Annotated in this window: 16 protein-coding genes; 9 read left to right on the top strand and 7 right to left on the bottom strand. The window is 75.2% G+C overall.

From position 1 onward, the window contains the following. The 5 genes from ABTY61_RS27345 to ABTY61_RS27325 all read right to left on the bottom strand — a co-directional run bounded on the left by ABTY61_RS27345 (position 1) and on the right by ABTY61_RS27325 (position 4,266). The gene (locus ABTY61_RS27345) at positions 1-1,209 is read right to left on the bottom strand and encodes a sensor histidine kinase (protein ID WP_350507735.1); all 1,209 of its coding nucleotides are present in this window, start codon (positions 1,207-1,209) and stop codon (positions 1-3) included. After that, complete coding sequence (gene cseB / locus ABTY61_RS27340) at positions 1,206-1,973, bottom strand: two-component system response regulator CseB (RefSeq protein ID WP_350507734.1); 768 nt, start codon at positions 1,971-1,973, stop codon at positions 1,206-1,208. Before cseB ends, ABTY61_RS27345 begins: the two co-directional genes overlap by 4 nt. Next, entirely contained in the window at positions 1,970-2,836 is an 867-nt protein-coding gene (locus tag ABTY61_RS27335; protein ID WP_350507733.1) for a hypothetical protein, read from the bottom strand. The genes cseB and ABTY61_RS27335 overlap by 4 nt, the downstream gene beginning before the upstream one ends. Before the next feature lie 178 nt (positions 2,837-3,014). Beyond that, positions 3,015-3,800 carry a class F sortase gene (locus ABTY61_RS27330; protein WP_350507732.1) on the bottom strand — a complete coding sequence of 262 codons (786 nt, stop codon included), beginning with the start codon at positions 3,798-3,800 and terminating at the stop codon, positions 3,015-3,017. Further along, the gene (locus ABTY61_RS27325) at positions 3,793-4,266 is read right to left on the bottom strand and encodes a hypothetical protein (protein WP_350507731.1); all 474 of its coding nucleotides are present in this window, start codon (positions 4,264-4,266) and stop codon (positions 3,793-3,795) included. The genes ABTY61_RS27330 and ABTY61_RS27325 overlap by 8 nt, the downstream gene beginning before the upstream one ends. A 387-nt stretch (positions 4,267-4,653) precedes the next feature. Here ABTY61_RS27325 and ABTY61_RS27320 point away from each other — a divergent pair, with 387 nt between their 5' ends. The 3 genes from ABTY61_RS27320 to ABTY61_RS27310 are packed head-to-tail and all read left to right on the top strand — an operon-like array spanning position 4,654 to position 7,552. Further along, positions 4,654-4,794 carry a hypothetical protein gene (locus ABTY61_RS27320; protein WP_350507730.1) on the top strand — a complete coding sequence of 47 codons (141 nt, stop codon included), beginning with the start codon at positions 4,654-4,656 and terminating at the stop codon, positions 4,792-4,794. A 42-nt stretch (positions 4,795-4,836) separates the two neighbouring features. After that, on the top strand, positions 4,837-6,666 hold the full coding sequence (locus ABTY61_RS27315; RefSeq protein WP_350507729.1) for an ABC transporter ATP-binding protein: 1,830 nt from the start codon (positions 4,837-4,839) through the stop codon (positions 6,664-6,666). A 16-nt stretch (positions 6,667-6,682) separates the two neighbouring features. Then, positions 6,683-7,552, top strand: a complete 870-nt coding sequence (locus ABTY61_RS27310; RefSeq protein ID WP_350507728.1) for a serine/threonine-protein kinase — start codon at positions 6,683-6,685, stop codon at positions 7,550-7,552. A gap of 78 nt (positions 7,553-7,630) precedes the next feature. Here ABTY61_RS27310 and ABTY61_RS27305 read toward each other — a convergent pair whose 3' ends face one another. Then, positions 7,631-8,449 carry a site-specific integrase gene (locus ABTY61_RS27305; RefSeq protein WP_350507727.1) on the bottom strand — a complete coding sequence of 273 codons (819 nt, stop codon included), beginning with the start codon at positions 8,447-8,449 and terminating at the stop codon, positions 7,631-7,633. A 202-nt stretch (positions 8,450-8,651) separates the two neighbouring features. Between ABTY61_RS27305 and ABTY61_RS27300 the strand changes: the two genes are divergently transcribed. The 5 genes from ABTY61_RS27300 (at position 8,652) to ABTY61_RS27280 (ending at position 13,986) form a co-directional block, all read left to right on the top strand. Further along, complete coding sequence (locus ABTY61_RS27300; protein ID WP_350507726.1) at positions 8,652-9,968, top strand: MFS transporter; 1,317 nt, start codon at positions 8,652-8,654, stop codon at positions 9,966-9,968. Positions 9,969-10,152: 184 nt separating this feature from the next. After that, positions 10,153-10,386: a hypothetical protein gene (locus ABTY61_RS27295; protein WP_350507725.1), complete on the top strand. Its 234-nt coding sequence runs from the start codon at positions 10,153-10,155 to the stop codon at positions 10,384-10,386. 143 nt (positions 10,387-10,529) lie between these two features. Then, a complete protein-coding gene (locus ABTY61_RS27290) occupies positions 10,530-11,075 on the top strand; it encodes a methylated-DNA--[protein]-cysteine S-methyltransferase (RefSeq protein WP_350507724.1) in 546 nt (181 codons plus the stop codon). A gap of 265 nt (positions 11,076-11,340) precedes the next feature. Then, complete coding sequence (locus tag ABTY61_RS27285) at positions 11,341-12,762, top strand: family 2B encapsulin nanocompartment shell protein (protein WP_350507723.1); 1,422 nt, start codon at positions 11,341-11,343, stop codon at positions 12,760-12,762. A 174-nt stretch (positions 12,763-12,936) separates the two neighbouring features. Next, positions 12,937-13,986, top strand: a complete 1,050-nt coding sequence (locus tag ABTY61_RS27280) for a family 2 encapsulin nanocompartment cargo protein polyprenyl transferase (RefSeq protein ID WP_350507722.1) — start codon at positions 12,937-12,939, stop codon at positions 13,984-13,986. A 97-nt stretch (positions 13,987-14,083) separates the two neighbouring features. Here ABTY61_RS27280 and ABTY61_RS27275 read toward each other — a convergent pair whose 3' ends face one another. After that, complete coding sequence (locus ABTY61_RS27275; protein WP_350507721.1) at positions 14,084-15,124, bottom strand: NAD-dependent epimerase/dehydratase family protein; 1,041 nt, start codon at positions 15,122-15,124, stop codon at positions 14,084-14,086. A gap of 189 nt (positions 15,125-15,313) precedes the next feature. Here ABTY61_RS27275 and ABTY61_RS27270 point away from each other — a divergent pair, with 189 nt between their 5' ends. After that, on the top strand, positions 15,314-16,651 hold the full coding sequence (locus ABTY61_RS27270) for a DUF1254 domain-containing protein (protein WP_350507720.1): 1,338 nt from the start codon (positions 15,314-15,316) through the stop codon (positions 16,649-16,651). Positions 16,652-16,676: the final 25 nt, after the last annotated feature.

The raw sequence follows: 16,676 nt of genomic DNA, 5'->3' as shown, positions 1-16,676 counted from the left end.
TCAGTCGGCGGGGAGGGTGAGGGTGGCGAGGGCGCCGCCGGCGGGGTGGTTGGTGAAGGTGAGGGTGGCGCCGATGACGCGGGTGTGGCCGGTGGCGATGGTGAGGCCGAGGCCGTGGCCGCGGCCGCGTTCGGGGGCGTTGGTGCGGAAGCGCTGGGGGCCGTGCCGGAGGAGGTCGTCGGGGTAGCCGGGGCCGTGGTCGCGGATGGTGATGCGGCGGCCGTCGACGTGGAGTTCGACCGGGCCGGCGCCGTGGCGGTGGGCGTTGAGCAGCAGGTTGCCGAGGATGCGGTCGAGGCGGCGCAGGTCGGTGCGGACCTCGGGTGCCTCCTGGCCGGCGGCGATCGCGACGGCGACGTCGAGGCCGGTGAGGGTGACGGTGCGGCGGACGGCGCGTTCCAGCGGGACGGCGGAGAGGTCGGGTGACTCGACGTCGGCGTCCAGGCGGGAGACCTCCAGGAGGTCCTCGACCAGGGCGCGCAGGGCCTGGACCCGGTTCTGCACCAGTTGGGTGGGGCGGCCGGGCGGCAGCAGTTCGGCGGCGGTGACCAGGCCGGTGAGCGGGGTGCGCAGTTCGTGGGCGACGTCGGCGGTGAAGCGCTGCTCGTCCGCGAGGCGGCGGTGCAGGGTGCGGGACATCAGGTCGACGGCGGCGGCGAGTTCGGCGACCTCGTCCTTCCCGTCGACGAGTTCGCCGATCCGGGTGTCGGTGCCGCCGGCCGCGATGCCGCGGGCGGCGGTGGCGGCGGTGCGCAGGCGGCGGCTGATCCGGTCGGCGACCAGCACGCCGGCCAGCACGGTGGTGAACACCGCGGCGACGACGGTGATCAGGATGATCCGGTCCAGGTCGGCGATCGAGCGGCGGTCCTGGGCGAAGTCCACCCGGACGGAGAGCACCCCGCCCTGGACCGGGCCCGCGGCCCACATCGACTCGCCCTGCTGGTCGGTGGCGAGCAGCGAGCCCTGCCGGCCCTCGGTGGCGAGGTCGTGCAGCCGGGTGGGGAGGGCCGGGTCGTCGAGGGCGGCGCCGGGGGCGGCGATGCCGCGGCCGTAGTCGGTCAGGGCGGAACCGAGGGCGGTGAGCGCCGCAGTGCGGGCCTGGTCGACGTGCTGACGGATCATCGCCTGGTGGACCAGCAGGCCGACGGCGACCGCGACCAGGACGGAGATGGCGGCGACGGCGGTGGCGATCTGGCGGCGCAGGGTCATGCCGGGCGCCGCAGCTTGTAGCCGAACCCGCGGACGGTCTCGATCCGGCCGGAGCCGATCTTGGCGCGCAGGCGCTGCACGTGGACGTCCACCACCCGGGTGTCGGCGCCCCACTCGTAGTCCCAGACGCGTTCCAGCAGCGTGGAGCGCTCCAGCACGATGCCGGGCGCGGCCGTGAACTCCAGCAGCAGCCGCAGTTCGGTGGGGGTGAGCGGGACGAGGCGGCCGTCGACCCGCACCTCCATGCTGTCGGTGTCCACCCGCAGGCCGTCGAAGTCGCGGACGGAGGGGGAAGGGACGGTGGCGGGGGAAGGGGCGTCGGGAGCGGGAGCGGGGACGGGGGCGTCGGCGGCGGCTTCGGGTTCGGCCGTCGGGGCCACCCGGACGCGGCGCAGCACCGTACGGATCCGGGCGACCAGGACGGCGCTCTCGAACGGCTTCACCACGTAGTCGTCCGCGCCCGCCTCCAGACCGGACACCACGTCCACCGGGTCGGTGCGGGCCGACATCATCAGGATCGGCAGCTGGCTCTCCTCCCGGATCCGCCGGCAGAGGCCGACCCCGTCGAGCAGCGGCAGCATGACGTCCAGCAGGAGCAGGTCGGGGCGGACGGCGTGGAAGGCCTCCAGGCCCTCCAGGCCGTCGGCGGCGGTGGTGACCGGGAAGCCGTAGCGCTCCAGGGCCATCCGGGTCGCCTCCCGGATCACCTCGTCGTCCTCGACGAGCAGGATGTGCGGCTGGGCGGGGACGGCTGCGGTGGTCATCGCTTGGCTTCCGGGGAGACGGCGGAGACGGCGGGGCCGGACGGCTGGGGGGTGGCTCGCGAGGGGTACGGGGCCGGGGCCGCCCCGCCGCCGGCGGGGGGCTGCTTCGGCCCGGCGGTGGGGCGGGCCACGGGGGGCGCGTGGTCGGCGCCGGCGACGGCCGGCCCGTCGGCGCCCGGGTCGGTGGGCTGGAGCAGGCCGACGCCCTCCACCTGCCGCTCGACCAGGGTGAGCCGGTGACCGTTCCAGCGGTAGTGGCTGGTGGTGCGGGTGGTGTAGGTGGTCGGCTCGTACAGCCACAGGTCGGAGTCGACGGTCGCGGCGCTGAACCCCTGCTGGACCTGGACCCGCAGGATCGGCAGGACCCGGTCGTCGGCGAGCGTGTAGACGTGCAGCACGAGCGTGCCGGGGGAGCCGACGGTGGTGATCAGCTCGGGCTGCCCGTCGCCGGTGAGGTCGCGGAACTCGGGGGCCCGCACCTCGCAGTCGGCGCAGGAGTCGAGCGCGCGCCGCTCCTCCGCGCTCACCGCCGGATCCTTGGCGAGGAGGGTGCGGACGTCGACCGCGGCGAGGTCGTGCCCGGGGACGGTCAGGCCGGGGACGGGCTGCGGCGGGGCCTGGGCGGCGGAGTCGGTCGAGGTGGTGGGCGGCGGCGACGCGGCGGCCAGGCCGGGCCAGAGCGGCTTGGTCACCGCGGGTGGGCTGGGCGGGGCGACGGCCTGGCGCGGACCGTCGTCCCGCAGGCCGCCGGGGGCGGCGCGGCCGAAGGCCAGGACGCCCAGGGCGGTCAGGGCGGCGAGGGCGGCGAGGGCGGCCACGGGCACGGTGGCGGGGCGGCGGCGGAGCGGGGTCGGTGGCGCCACGGTCGGTGCTCGTCCTCCTCGGTCGCGGGTCGCGGGTCGCGGGTCGCGGGTCGTGGGTCGTGGGCCGCTGGTCGGGTGTACGGGTGTCGGTGTCCCGCAGTGGGACGCGGTGGGCCGGGCGCCGGTTCGTCGCTCCCTGTGGTCGTCCTGCAGTTCTACCGGGCCCGCCCCGGCCCGGTCAGGCCGGGTCCGCCAGGACGATGATGTTGTCCGTCCAGTGCCCGTCCGCGCCGATCCGCCCGCCGCAGGTGATCAGCCGGAGCGCGGGCCCGGGGGTGTCGCCGTAGACCGTGTCGGTCGGGAAGTGGTCCTTGGCGGCCTGGAGCAGGCTGCGCACCGTGAAGTCCACGGTGCGGCCGTCCGCCCGTCGGACCCCGATCCGGTCGCCCGGGTGGAGCTCCGGCAGGCGCTGGAAGACCGCGGGGCCGTGCTTGGTGTCGAGGTGGCCGATCAGGACGGCGGGGCCGGGCTCGCCCGGGGTGGGGCCGTTGCGGTACCAGCCGACCTGGTCGGCGTGGTCGGCCGAGGGCACCTGGACGGTGCCGTCGGCGTTCAGGCCGAGGTCGGCCACCGGGGCGTCCACGCCGATGGAGGGGATCAGCAGGCGGGCCGGCGGCGAGGGTGCGAGGGTCTGCCCACCGGCGGTCGGCGCGCCGACGGGGGTGGTGGCGCCGGGGGTGGCGGTGGCCGCCGGACCGTGGCCGGAGGTCTCGATCCGTACCACCGGGGTGTCCCGGCCGGAGAGTGCCAGGGTGCTGCCGAGGGCGAGGCAGAGCAGGCCGGCCGTGCCGAAGACGCTGCGCTGCAGGAGGCTCGGGCCGGGCCGGGAGGCGCGCCGCCGCCCGCGACCGTCCCGACGGCGGGTCCCCGCGGCCGGGGGCGCCCCGGCGCCGCTTCCCCGCCCGGCCGGGTGCGGGGGAAGGGCGCCGGGGTGCCCGGCGGACCCGGGACGGGTGTCAGCCACGCGCACCGGAACGGCGGCGCATGAGGGCGAAGCCCAGCGCACCGGCGCCGACGGCGGCGACCGTGCCGCCACCGACCAGCATCAGGCCGTTGCCGTCGGTCGCGCCCGAGCCGTCACCGGCCTGGGCGGCGCCCTTCGGCACCTCGCGGACCTGCGGCTGGGAGCCGGCCGGGGCGTGCCCGGTCGACGGGGTGGCGACCGCCGGGGCGCCGCCCGCGGGCGCGGCGGACGGCTGGCCGGGCCGGCCGGGCTTGGCGGGGGCGGCGCTCGGGCGGACCCCACCGGCCGCCCCACCGGCCGGTGCGTTGTCAGCGGGGGCGGCGCTCGGCGCGGCGGGGGCGGGCTGCGGGGTGCCGTCGGCCCAGGCCTGTCCGCCGGTGAGGGCGGTCACCAGCGCGGCGCCGGTCAGGGCGCAGACGGCCAGCAGCCGGCGGGCGGGCGAACGGTCGGTACGGGTCCTGCTCATGGCGGGGGTTCTCCTTCGGGGCTCCGGTGAACGCGTCGGTGACGCGTCGGTGGCGAGACCGCGGTTCTCGCGAACGCCTCGGCCGGGTACGGCCCGTACGGCTCGTGCAGCTCTCGCCGAGCCCTGTAGCGCCGGTACGGCCGGTGCGTCGTGAGTGACGGTAGGAGGGCCGTGTCGCGGTCCCCGCCCGGCCGCGTCACGGTCACCCATCGGCTTCGTAACGGTCTCCGGGCCCACCGGAACGGCCCCGTGACGTCCGCGGCACCGAGCCCGCGCCGAACGCCGCCCGCGCACCCTGCCGCCCGCGCACCCCGCCGCCCTGCTGAGCATCCCCACCCGCTCGTCCGTACTTCCCGGTGGGGACGAACCGAGAGAAAGGTGGCAGTGATGAGCATCCTCGCCAACCTCCTGCCGGCGATGCGGCAGTCCCGCAAGGATCGCGGGAACGACAAGGAGACCCGGAGCACCAACCACACGACCGGCCGCGGCCGTCGTCACGGCCGCAAGAACAAGCACGACCGGCATTGACGGCTGACGGACCGCTTCCGGTCCCCGGGCTAGGACGAGCGAGTGTGGTCGCCGCGGCGGTTGACGGCCGTCGACACCGGTGACGGCGACGGCCGGGCGGACCCGGTCGTCGCCCCGGCGCCGGCTGTCTCGCTGCGGCGGACGTTCCGACGGTTCTGGCCCTACACCCGAGGGGGACGGCGCTGGCTGATCCTCCTGGTGGTGATCGTCCTGCTCGGCCCGCTGGTCGACGCGGCCATGGTCTGGCTGTTCAAGGTCGTCGTCGACGACGTGCTGGTGCCGCGCAGGCTCGGGCTGTTCCTGCCGGTCGCGCTCGGTTACGCCGGGCTGACCCTGCTGGCAGGGGGCCTGGACTTCGCGGACCAGACGGTCTCCACCTGGGTCAGCGAGCGCTTCCTGCTGGCCCTGCGGACGGACGTGTTCCGGCATCTTCAGGGGTTGCCGCTGGGCTTCTTCGAGCGGCGGCGGCTCGGCGACGTACTGTCGCGGCTGACCGCGGACGTCGAGGCGGTCGAGACCTTCCTGCTCTCGGGCGTCCTGGACGCGGTCGCGTACGTCGCCGAGCTGGCCGTCTTCCTGGGGGTGCTGTTCTACCTGCGCTGGGACCTCACGCTGACCGCCCTGGTGGTCGCCCCGCTGTTCTGGATCACCGCCCGGCGCTTCTCGACGAGGGTGAAGGCCGCGTCCCGGGAGCGGCGGCGCCGCAGCGGTTCGGTCAGCGCCCTCGCGGAGGAGACGCTGGGCAACATCGCGCTGGTGCAGGCGTACAACCGGCAGGACTGGGAGCAGGAGCGGTTCCTGCGGGAGAACCTGGCGCGGTTCCGGGCGACCATGGCGGCGACCCGGCTGCGCGCCCTGTTCGCGCCGATCGTGGAAACGCTGGAGCTGGCCGGCGCGCTGATCGTCCTCGGGCTGGGCGCCTGGGAGCTGGTCCGCGGCCGCCTCACCCTCGGCGAACTCCTCGTCTTCGTCGCGCTGTTGAGCCGGCTCTACAGTCCGATCCAGGGCATCGGGCGGCTCAGCAACGGCTTCTTCTCGGCCTCGGCCGCCGCCGAGCGGATCATCGAACTGCTCGACCAGCGGCCGGAGGTGGCCGATCCGCCGAGGCCGCTGCGCCCGGCCCGGGTGCGCGGGGCGGTGGCCTTCGACGGGGTGTGGTTCCGCTACCCGGACACGGTCCGCGCGGCGCTGTGCGACGTCTCCCTCCGCGCCGAACCGGGCGAGACGGTGGCGCTGGTCGGGGAGAGCGGGGCGGGCAAGTCGACGGTCGCCAAGCTGCTGCTGCGCTTCTACGACCCGGAGCGCGGCGCCGTCCGGCTGGACGGCACGGACCTGCGCGACCTGGCACTGGCGGACCTGCGCGAGCACATCGCGGTGCTGCTGCAGGAGACCCTGGTCATCCACGGCACCGTCCGGGAGAACATCGCCTACGGCCGCCCGGACGCCACCGACGCCCGGATCACGGCCGCCGCCCGGGCCGCCGACGCCCACGAGTTCGTCAGTCGGCTGCCGGACGGCTACGACACGGTGGTGGGCCAGCGCGGGCGCCTGCTGTCGGGCGGCCAGCGCCAGCGGATCGCGATCGCCCGGGCGATGATCCGGGACGCGCCCGTGCTGCTGCTGGACGAACCGACCACCGGTCTCGACGCGGAGTCGGGGCGGCGGATCCTGGAACCGCTGGGGCGGCTGATGAACGGCCGGACGACGATCATCATCTCGCACAACCTGCTGACCGTGCGGAACGCCGACCGGATCGTCCTGCTGCGCGAAGGCCGGGTCGTGGCCTCCGGCAGCCACCGCCAACTGCTCGCCCGTGACGACGACTACGCCCGGCTCGCCCGGGCCACGACCCCGACGGAGGCCGCCCGATGAGCACGGAGGCCGCCCGATGACCGCCGCCCGCCCGATGACCGCCGCCCGGCCGCTGCCCACCGCCCGGCCACAGCCCGTTGCGTCGCCGCTGCCCGCCGGGACACCGATCGCCCCCGGCTACCGGGTGATCGCCCACCTCTGCCGCACCGGCTGGCTGGACGTCTACGACGCCTGGAGCGAGGAACGCGACTGCCGCTGCGTCGTCAAGGTGCTGCGGCCGGACCACCGCCGCGACCGCGAACTGCGCGCCCGCCTGCTCCAGGAGGGCCGCTGGCTGGCCGAGTTCACCCACCCCCACCTGGTGCGCGGCTACGGCACCGGCGAACGCCCCCAGCCGTACGCCGTCTCGGAGACCCTCAGCGGCGAGACCCTCGCCCACCTGCTCGACCGGCGGCCGCGCCGCCCGGCTGCCACCGACCTGGCCCTGCTCGGGCTACAACTCATCTCCGCGGTAAGGTACTTGCACGGCAAAGGCCTGCTGCACCTCGACCTCAAGCCTGCCAACATCGTGATCGACTGCCGCCGTGCCAAGGTCCTCGACCTCAGCATCGCCCGCCCGCCGGGCCCGGGCCGTCCGGGCCTCGGCACGAACGGCTACCTCGCCCCGGAACAGGCCGCCGGCGACCGGCTCACCGCCGCCACCGACGTCTGGGGCCTCGGCATCACCCTCTACGAGGCCGCCACCGGCGAACTTCCCTTCGGCGGAACGCCGTTGAGTCCGGCGCCCCCGGTGTCCCGACGCCGCCGGCTGCCCCGCCCGCTCGCCGAGGCGATCGACGCCAGCCTCCGCCTCGACCCGGCGGACCGGCCGTCGCCTCCCCAACTGGCGGACACCCTGGACGACTTGCTTCCGCAGAGCCGCCGAGCGGCCGCAACGGCGGGTTAGGGGCTGCCCGGCGGATCTTGGCGGATCGGCGCGCGGCGTCGCGCGCCCGGCAAGATCCGCCGGGCAGGCCCGAGGGCGCTACCGCCCCGCCCGCAGCTGCCGGAGCGTCCAGCCCTCCCCGAACAGCCGGGTGTGGGCGGTGAACAGTTCGGCCGCCCGGCGGTAGGAGAGGCGGGCGCGGCCGGTGTGCGGGCAGCGGTCGGCGGCGGGGGTGCCGGCCGGGGCGCGGCGGTCGGTGAGGAAGAGCGGGCCGCCGGAGCGGCCGGCGATCAGCAGCGGGAGCAGCCTGGCGGTGCCGGTGCCCCATCGGACCTCGGGGCGGCCGGGGCGGGGGCGGGTGCGACGGCCAGGGATGTCCAACTGGTCGGCGTCGAGGGCCAGTACGGTCTCGATGGCGGCGCCGGACTCGTGCAGCAGGTGCCAGAGCGTCTGCTCGCGCAGCGGCGCCCGGCGGGCGAACAGGGCGCGCAGCTGCTCCGCGCCCAGCGGGCCGGCCCCGGCCCCGGCCTCCGTCCCGGTCGGTGCGGGCAGCGGGCTGGGGCGCAGGGCGGTGCTCGGGTCGCCGTCGATCCAGCCCTGGGCGCGCCACCAGGCCACGGCCGCGCGCAGGGTGGAGAGTTCGCGGTTGAGCGTGCGCGGGTCGGTGTCGGCGGCGCGCCGGGCGACGACGGCCCGCAGTCGTCCGGGGGCGTCCGGGTGGTCGAGCAGGGCGAGCGGCAGTACGGGCGGCCGGGTGCGCCGTCGTTCGGGGCCGGTGGGGGCGGGTCGGTCGGCGAGTGCCCAGGCCCAGGTGTCGAGCGCGATCCGGTAGATCCGCCGGGAGCCCCCGGCGAGCCCGGAGGCGGCCAGGTAGCGCTCGACGGCGAGGCCGTACTCGACCGGGGGGAGTTCCGTCACGTCCGCCTTCTTCCGCAGTAAACGACCTGGCCCATGGCCTTTGATGATATCCGCCATCCGCAGTAAACGGCAGCTCAGCAGCCATATGGAAGGCCGTTTACTGCGGCTGGACCGGCTCCGCCCAATATTGATGCCGAAAGGCTCAAGTTTTTCCCCGGAACCCCTTGAACCCCGCTCCCCGGCGCGCGCAGACTGACTGCCCATGTCAGTGGAAACCGAACGGACCCCGGCCCGCCCCCGCCGGCCGGGAGACCGGCTCGCCGTGCTGGGCGAGCGCGACTTCACCCGCTTCTTCATCGGGTACACGACCTCCCTCCTCGGCTCCTCGATGGCACCGGTCGCGGTCGCCTTCGCGGTGCTCGACGGCAGCGGGACCGGCGCTGGGACCGGCGCTGCGACCGGCGCCGGTCCCGGCAGCGGCAGCGGCACGGACCTCGGCTGGGTGATGGCCGCCCGGATCCTCCCGGTGGTGCTGGTCCTGCTGGCCGGCGGGGTGGTCGCCGACCGCCTGGGCAGCCGCCGGCTGATGCTGGGCACGGACGTCCTGCGCGGCCTGGTCCAGGCGCTGTTCGCGGCGCTGCTGGCGGCCGGGCACGCGCCGGTCTGGGCGATGGTCGTGCTGGTGGCGGTCTGGGGGATCGGCGAGGGGCTGTTCATGCCCGCGTTCGGCGCGATCGTGCCCGACCTGGTGCGCCGCAAGGAACTGCTGGCGGACGGCAACACCCTGCTGGGGCTCTCGCGTTCGGTGTCCACGGTGGCCGGGCCGGCGCTGGCCGGCCTGGTCACGGCCACCTCGGGCCCGGCAGCGGTGCTGCTGATCGACGCGGTGACGTACGGCGTCGGCGCCCTGGCGCTGGCCGGCCTCCGGCTGCCCGACCGGCCACGGGCGGCCGGCGGGGACTCGATGCTCCGCGAACTTCGCTCCGGCTGGTCGGAGTTCACCGCCCGCCCGTGGTTGTGGATCACCACCGCGCAGATGGGCCTGTTCAATCTGCTGGTCTGGGCCCCGTTCCTGGTGCTCGGCCCGCTCACCGCGCAGCGGGAGCTGGGCGGCGCCCGGGCCTGGGGCCTGGTGATGGGCGTGTACGGCGCCGGCGCGGTGCTGGGCGGGCTGCTGATGCTCGGCCGCCGTCCCGGGCGTCCGCTCGCGGTGGCGACGGTGGCCGGACTGGCCTGGGCGCTGCCGTCCGCGGCGCTGGCGGCGGGGGCGGGGCTGCCGTGGGTGGTCGCGGGGGCGCTGGTGGCGGGGGCCGGTTCGGCGGTCTGCGGGACGCTGTTCGGCACCACCACCCAGCGCTGGGTGCCGGCGGAGCTGCTGGGCCGGCTGACCTCCTTCGGGGCGCTGGGCGCCTTCGTCCTCGGTCCGCTGGGGCTGGCGGCGGCCGGTCCGCTGGCGGACCGGTTCGGCACCGGTCGGGTGCTGCTGCTCGGTGCGGTCTGGCAAGTGGCGGCCGGGGTCGTAGTGTTGGGCGTACCGGCCGTACGGAATCGCCGTTGGGAGGAGGGCCCGGGCGACTGACTCACCCCTCGGACGGCTCCGGGGCGCACCCCCGGCCACCACCGGTGCGGCCCACCGCGCACCGTACCCGGCCGGCCCCGGAGTGCCGCCGGTCGCTCCGCCCACGCGTGTGTGCCTCCGCGGCGGGCGGGGTGGCCGGGTCGGTCGTACCGTGGAGGAACGGGGGTCACGGAGGAGGTCGACCATGCCCGGTTCGCTCACCATCGGCCACCACCAGGCCGGGGCCGTCCTGGACCACGCGGACGCCGAGCGGCTGTCCACCGTCCTGGCCGAACTGGCGTACCTGCTGGAGATCCCGGGGCCGAACCGGATCAACGAGGCCCAGCTCGCCGTGCTGTGCGAGGGCCGGACGCCGGACCGCGCCGAACTGTCGCACTGGGTGCGGGCGCTGGCCTCGGAACTCAAGGGACGGCACTGACCGGAGCCGTCCCGAGCGAGCACCCCGCCCGATGCCCCGCCGGGGCCCCGCCGCCCCGCCCGTACGATGGCGAACGGGGCGAGCCCGCCCCGCGGACGCCGGGACGACCGGCGGCCGTCCCGGCGGAGGGCGGGAGCCCGAGCGTGCCGCAGTCCCGGTCGATGTCCTGGCTGACCGTGCCCACCCCGCTGCCCAGCGGCCCGATGCACATCGCGGTGACGCCGCTGGGTGTGGCGGCCGCCGGTTACGGCGGCCGGGACGGCGAGCTGCCGCCGTGCACCGACCTGGCGAAGGCCGCCGCCGTCACCGAGCGGATCGACGCCTACCTGGCGGGCCGCAACCGGGAGTTGGGCCTGCCGATCGACTGGAGCCTCAGCTCCGGGCCGCACCGCACCGTGTTGCGGACGCTCTGGGAGCAGGTGCCGTACGGGCGGACCATCACCTATGGCGAACTGGCCGTCCGCAGCGGGGTGTTCGAGGAGGTCACCGAACCCGGCCTGGCCGCCCGGACGGTCGGGCAGATGATGGCCGCCAACCCGGTCGCGCTGCTGGTGCCCTGCCACCGGGTGGTGGCGGCGGACGGGATCGGCGGCTTCGGCGGCGGCCGGGTCGGGATCGAGGTGAAGCGCTGGCTGCTCACCCTGGAGGGGGTGCTGGAGCCGACGCTGGACTGGAACGGCCCGCTGTAGCCCCGGCGGGGCGGGCGCGTACGGGAGTTGTCAAGGAGTGGCGCGGGCGGGGCGGCCGATGGGGGAGGATGGGGGCCGACGCTCCGGTACTTTCGAATAAATAGTCGAACGGATATCGATCAGGTGATCTAGTCGTACTATTTGTTCGGTTATTCGGAACCACTCGAATGAGTGATTGCGGGACGCCCCCGAACGGGCCCACCATGAAGCTGCAACATGAATGTGCAAGGCGACACTTTCATCGGGCATGCGAAGGGCTCCCCTTATGTCGACCGAAACCAATGCCGGTATTCCTGCGCCGGGCGCGCAGCCGGAGATCCGGCAGCAGCAGTCCCTGAGCACGGCGGGCGCGCGGAACCTCGCCACCACCACCAAGTCCGCGCCCCAGATGCAGGGCATCAGCCCGCGTTGGCTGCTCAGGATGCTGCCCTGGGTGCAGGTCTCCGGCGGTGCCTACCGGGTCAACCGCCGTCTGCGCCACAAGGTCGGTCGCGGCCGGGTGAGTTTCGTCAAGACCGGTTCCGAGGTGCGGATCGTCCCGCAGACGCTGGCCGAGGTGCCGGTGCTGCGCGGCTACCAGGACGAGGCGGTGCTGGAGGAGCTGGCCGGCCGCTTCGTGCAGCGGCAGTTCGCCCCGGGTGACGTCCTGGTCACGGCCGGCACGCCGATCAGCGAGGTGTTCGTCATCGCGCACGGCAAGCTGGACCGGCTCGGCACCGGCAAGTACGGCGAGGAGACGGTGGTCGGCACCCTCGCCGACGGCGACCACCTGGGCGACGAGGCGCTCCAGGAGGAGGACGGCTCCTGGCCGTACACCGTCCGGGCCGCCACCTCCGGCATCGTGATGGCGCTTTCCTGGCCCTCCTTCCAGGAGCTGCACGACCGCTCGGAGTCGCTGCAGCTGCAGATCATGGAGTACCTGAACGGCTTCCAGCAGGCGCAGAACAAGCACGGCGAGGCCGCGATCGACCTCTCCGCCGGCCACCGGGGCGAGTACGACCTACCCGGCGCCTTCGTGGACTACGAGCTCAAGCCGCGCGAGTACGAGCTGAGCGTCGCCCAGACCATCCTCAAGGTGCACAGCCGCGTCGCCGACCTCTACAACCAGCCGATGAACCAGACCGAGCACCAGCTGCGGCTGACCATCGAGGCCCTGCGTGAGCGGCAGGAGCACGAGATGATCAACAGCCCGGAGTTCGGCCTGCTGGAGAACGCCGACTACGAGCAGCGCATCCAGACCCACTCCGGCCCGCCCACCCCGGACGACATGGACGAGCTGCTCAGCCGCCGCCGCAGCACCAAGATGTTCCTGGCCCACCCCAAGGCGATCGCCGCCTTCGGCCGGGAGTGCAACAAGCGCGGCCTCAACCCGGGCACCGTCGAGGTCGAGGGCAAGCACGTCAACGCCTGGCGCGGGGTGCCGATCTTCCCGTGCAACAAGATCCCGATCATCGGCGGGCACACCAGCTCGATCATCGCGATGCGCGTCGGCGAGCACAATCAGGGTGTCATCGGCCTGCACCAGACCGGAATTCCGGATGAATACCAGCCGGGCCTTTCGGTGCGGTTCATGGGAATCGACGAAAAGGCCATCATTTCGTACCTGGTGAGTGCCTACTACTCGGCCGCGGTCCTGGTGCCGGACGCCATCGGCGTGCTGGAGAACGTGGACGTCGCGCAGCGCTGACGACGGGCTCCCGGCTCGGCAACCGGGCCCGATCCGCGCCGTCCGGCCGGGGCAGCAGCCCCCGGCCGGGCGGCGCGCCGCGGTGCGCACGGCCACCGGCCCGCCGCCCCGGCGCAACCCGGCCGCCCGACGGGCCGGCCGTCCCACGCAGGCGCCCTACAGGGGGAGGAACCCATGACGAGCTCCACGCTGGAGCGGGACCACAAAGAGGGCCACGAGGCGGCGGACATCCTCGCCCGCACCCGCGGTCTGGTCGACCCGGCCCTGCGGGCCGCCGTCGACTCGCTGCCCGGCGCGATGCGCAAGGTCGCCGGATACCACTTCGGCTGGTGGGAGGCGGACGGCACGCCCTCCGAGGCCCCCGCCGGCAAGGCGATCCGCCCGGCGCTGGTCCTCGCCGCCACCCAGGCCCTCGGCGGTACCCCCGGGACGGCCGCCGCCGCGGCCGCCGCCGTGGAGCTGGTCCACAACTTCACCCTGCTCCACGACGACGTCATCGACCGGGACGACACCCGCCGCCACCGGCCCACCGCCTGGCGGGTGTTCGGCACCACCGAGGCCATTCTGGCCGGCGACGCGATGCACTCCCTCGCGCTGCGCCTGCTCGCCGAGGACGCCCACCCGGCCGCCCGCGGATCGATCCGCCGGCTCGCCGACTGCGTGGTCGAGCTCTGCGAGGGCCAGCAGATCGACTGCGCCTTCGAACAGCGCAACGACGTCTCCCTCGCCGAGTGCCTGGCGATGGCCGAGGCCAAGACCGGCGCCCTGCTCGGCGCCGCCTGCGCGATGGGCGCGCTGTACGGCGGCGGGTCCGAGCAGGCGGCGCGGGCGATGGACGGCTTCGGCCGCGAGATCGGCCTGGCCTTCCAGCTGATCGACGACCTGATCGGCATCTGGGGGGACCCTACGGTCACCGGCAAGCCGGTCGGCGCAGACCTGGTCGCCCGGAAGAAGTCGCTGCCGGTGGTCAAGGCGCTCGGCTCCGGCACCCCCGAGGGGGCCCGGCTCGCCGAGCTCTACGCGCTCGAACGTCCGCTCACCGCAGCTGAGTTGGCGCAGTGCGCGGCCGCCGTCGACGCGGCCGGCGGGCGCGGCTGGGCGCAGGGCGAGTCCTGTGAGCGGATGGCCGCGGCGATGGCGCAGCTGGCCGTGGCCGTACCGGAGCCCGCCGCGGCGGACGAACTGCTGGCGCTGGCCGAGCTGGTGACCCGCCGCACCCACTGAGCGAGCCCCGCCGGGGCGGGAGCCGGCTTCCCGCCCCGGGCGCCTCGCCCGCGCCTCCAGCCCCGGGCGTCTCACCCGCGCCTCCCGCTCGGGCGCCTCACCCGTGTGCGGCCAACAGCCTTTGTTCCTTGGCCGGTTCGATGCCCTGGGTGAACGGCGCCCCGACCACCAGCTTCCGCCCCTCGGCGTCGGTGTCCTCGGCCGGCCCCCGGGTGCGCAGCCACTCCCAGGTGTCCCTGGCGGTCTCCGCGAACGGGCGGCAGCGCAGCCCGGCCGCCTCGGCGCGGCTGCTGTCGACCTGCCAGATGTACTTCCACTCCGGCAGGTCCGGTGCCCAGAAGGGCAGTTCGAGCCAGGGGTCGACCCGGTCCGGTCCCTCGGCCAGCAGGGCGGCGTCCCCGACCGGGACCAGCTCGGTGTCGGCCGCGCCCGAGATCTCCCGGCAGGTCTCCAGCCACTGTCCGAAGGTGAGCAGCCCGGCCGGCGCCGTGGTGAGGAAGCGGCCCGTCGTCCCGGCCGTCAGCAGGTCGAGCCCGAAGGCGGCGAAGTCCCGGACGTCGATCACCTGGATGGTCCGCTCCGGATCGCCGGGCGCGAGCACCCGCCCACCGCGGGCCATCCGCTCCAGCCACCAGGGCAGTCGGCCGCCCAGTTCGTACGGGCCGATCAGCAGTCCGCTGCTGAGCACCACGGTGCGTTCGGCGCCGAAGCCCGCCAGCACCGCGCGCTCGCCGCCCGCCTTCAGCTCGCGGCCGAAGGGCTGGTCGGGCGGGGTGTCGGCGGGGCAGGGGAGGAGCGGGGAGTCCTCGGTGATCACCTGGCCGGCCCAGTCGGCGTAGGCGTGCACCGAGGAGACGAAGGTGTAGTGGTCTGCCCGTCCGCGCAGCAGTCGGGCGGAGAGCGCGGCCTGGGCGGGCTGGCGGGCGGAGGTGTCGACGACGGCGTCCCAGCGGCGGCCCTCGACCAGGCGGGCGATGTCCTCGGCACTGTCGCGGTCGCCCCGGACGGCCTCGACCCCGGGCAGGTCGGGGGCGCTGCGCCCGCGGTTGAAGGTGGTGACGTGGTGGCCGCGGGCGAGCGCCTCGGTGGCGTAGGCACGTCCGAGGAAGGACGAGCCCCCGAGCAGAAGGATCTTCATGCCGCTCAGTCTGTCTCCGCCGGCCCGCCGATACGCCCGGGTTAGCGTTGAGCAGAGCGCCGGCCCGGATCCGCCCGCCGCGGGCGCCGCCCGACATGCCACCCCTCTCCACCCCCCTTAGCATCCCAGATGTACCGATCTGCCCCGATCCGTTCGCATTTGCCTGATCCGGCCTGGGAGAGCGACAGCATGGTCAACCCGGCACTCGTCGATCCGGCCACCATCCGCGCGACCGCGGCCGAGGCCTGGATCCGTGCCCACCCCCTCCTGCGGACCTACCGCACCCTCTACGCTCAGGCCCTGGACGACGCGGACCCGGGCTACCTCGGCGGCTTCGGCGCCTTCCGCCACACCACCCGGCCGGCCGGCCCCGACGACACCGACGCCGTCACCCCCGACAACGACACCCTCCCGTCCCGCGCCTGGCTCGACCTGCGCGCCGAACCCTGGGTGCTCTCGGTCCCCGCCGCCGACGACTACCGCGTCCTCGCCGTGCACGAACTCGACACCCTGACGGCCGGGTTGATCGGCTCCCGGACCACCGGCCAGGGCGCCGGGGACTTCCTGGTGGCCGGCCCCGACTGGCAGGGCCGGCCCCCGCCCGGCCTCACGGGCGTGATCCGCACCGCCACCCGCCTGGTCGGCGTCCTCGGCCACACCCGGCTCGCCGGGAGCACCCCCGCCGACCTCGCCGCCCTGCGGGCCGTCCAGGAGCAGTACCGGCTGCGCCCGCTGCACCAGTACGCCGGCACCCCGGCGCCCGCCCCCGCCCCCGAGCCGGTCTGGCCGGTCTGGCGCGACGAAGTCCCGGAGGGCGTCGAGTTCCTCACCTTCCTCGACTTCCTGCTCGGCTTCTTCCCGCCGGCCGACGGACTCCCACCCGCCGAGACCGGGCTGCGCGGCCGTCTCACCGACCTCGGCGTCGACGGCCGCGGCGAGTTCGAGCCCGCCACCCTCCCGCTGGAGGTCCGCGCCGAACTCGGCCGCGGGATCGCCGACGGCCGCGCCCGGCTGACCGGGGCGGTCGCCGAACTCCGCGACTCCGCGGGCCTGTCCGACACCCGCGAGGAGCTGGGCGGGGACTTCCTCCGACAGGCCGTACGGGCCGAGCTCGACCCGTACGGGCTGCCCACCGAGGAGGTCTGGTACGGCCGTTGGGCGGCGGACGCGGCGGGCCACCGCCCGCCGAACGCCGCCGACCGCGACCACGTGATCCGCTTCGCCCCGGACGCCCTGCCGCCGGCCCGCTTCTTCTGGTCCGCGACGGTGTACGCCCTCCCCGGGCACCGGCTGGTCGACAACACCCTGGACCGCTACTCGATCGGCGGCCACACCCCCGGCCTGGTCCGCGACCGGGACGGCGGCCTCACCCTCTACGTCCAGCACAAGCGCCCCGCCGACGCCGACCACTCCGCCAACTGGCTGCCCGCCCCGGACGGGCCGTTCGCCGTCGTGCTCCGGATCCACGGCCCGGAGGCCGCCGTCCTGGACGGCCGCTGGCAGCCCCCGCCGCTCACCCCGCGCTGACCCGCTCGCCCGGCCCCGCCCCACC

This window comes from Kitasatospora sp. NPDC096128 (genome assembly GCF_040303105.1).
Classification (GTDB): domain Bacteria; phylum Actinomycetota; class Actinomycetes; order Streptomycetales; family Streptomycetaceae; genus Kitasatospora.
The sequence above is the reverse complement of the archived record's forward strand: the minus strand, read 5'-3'. Positions and strand labels throughout refer to the sequence as shown.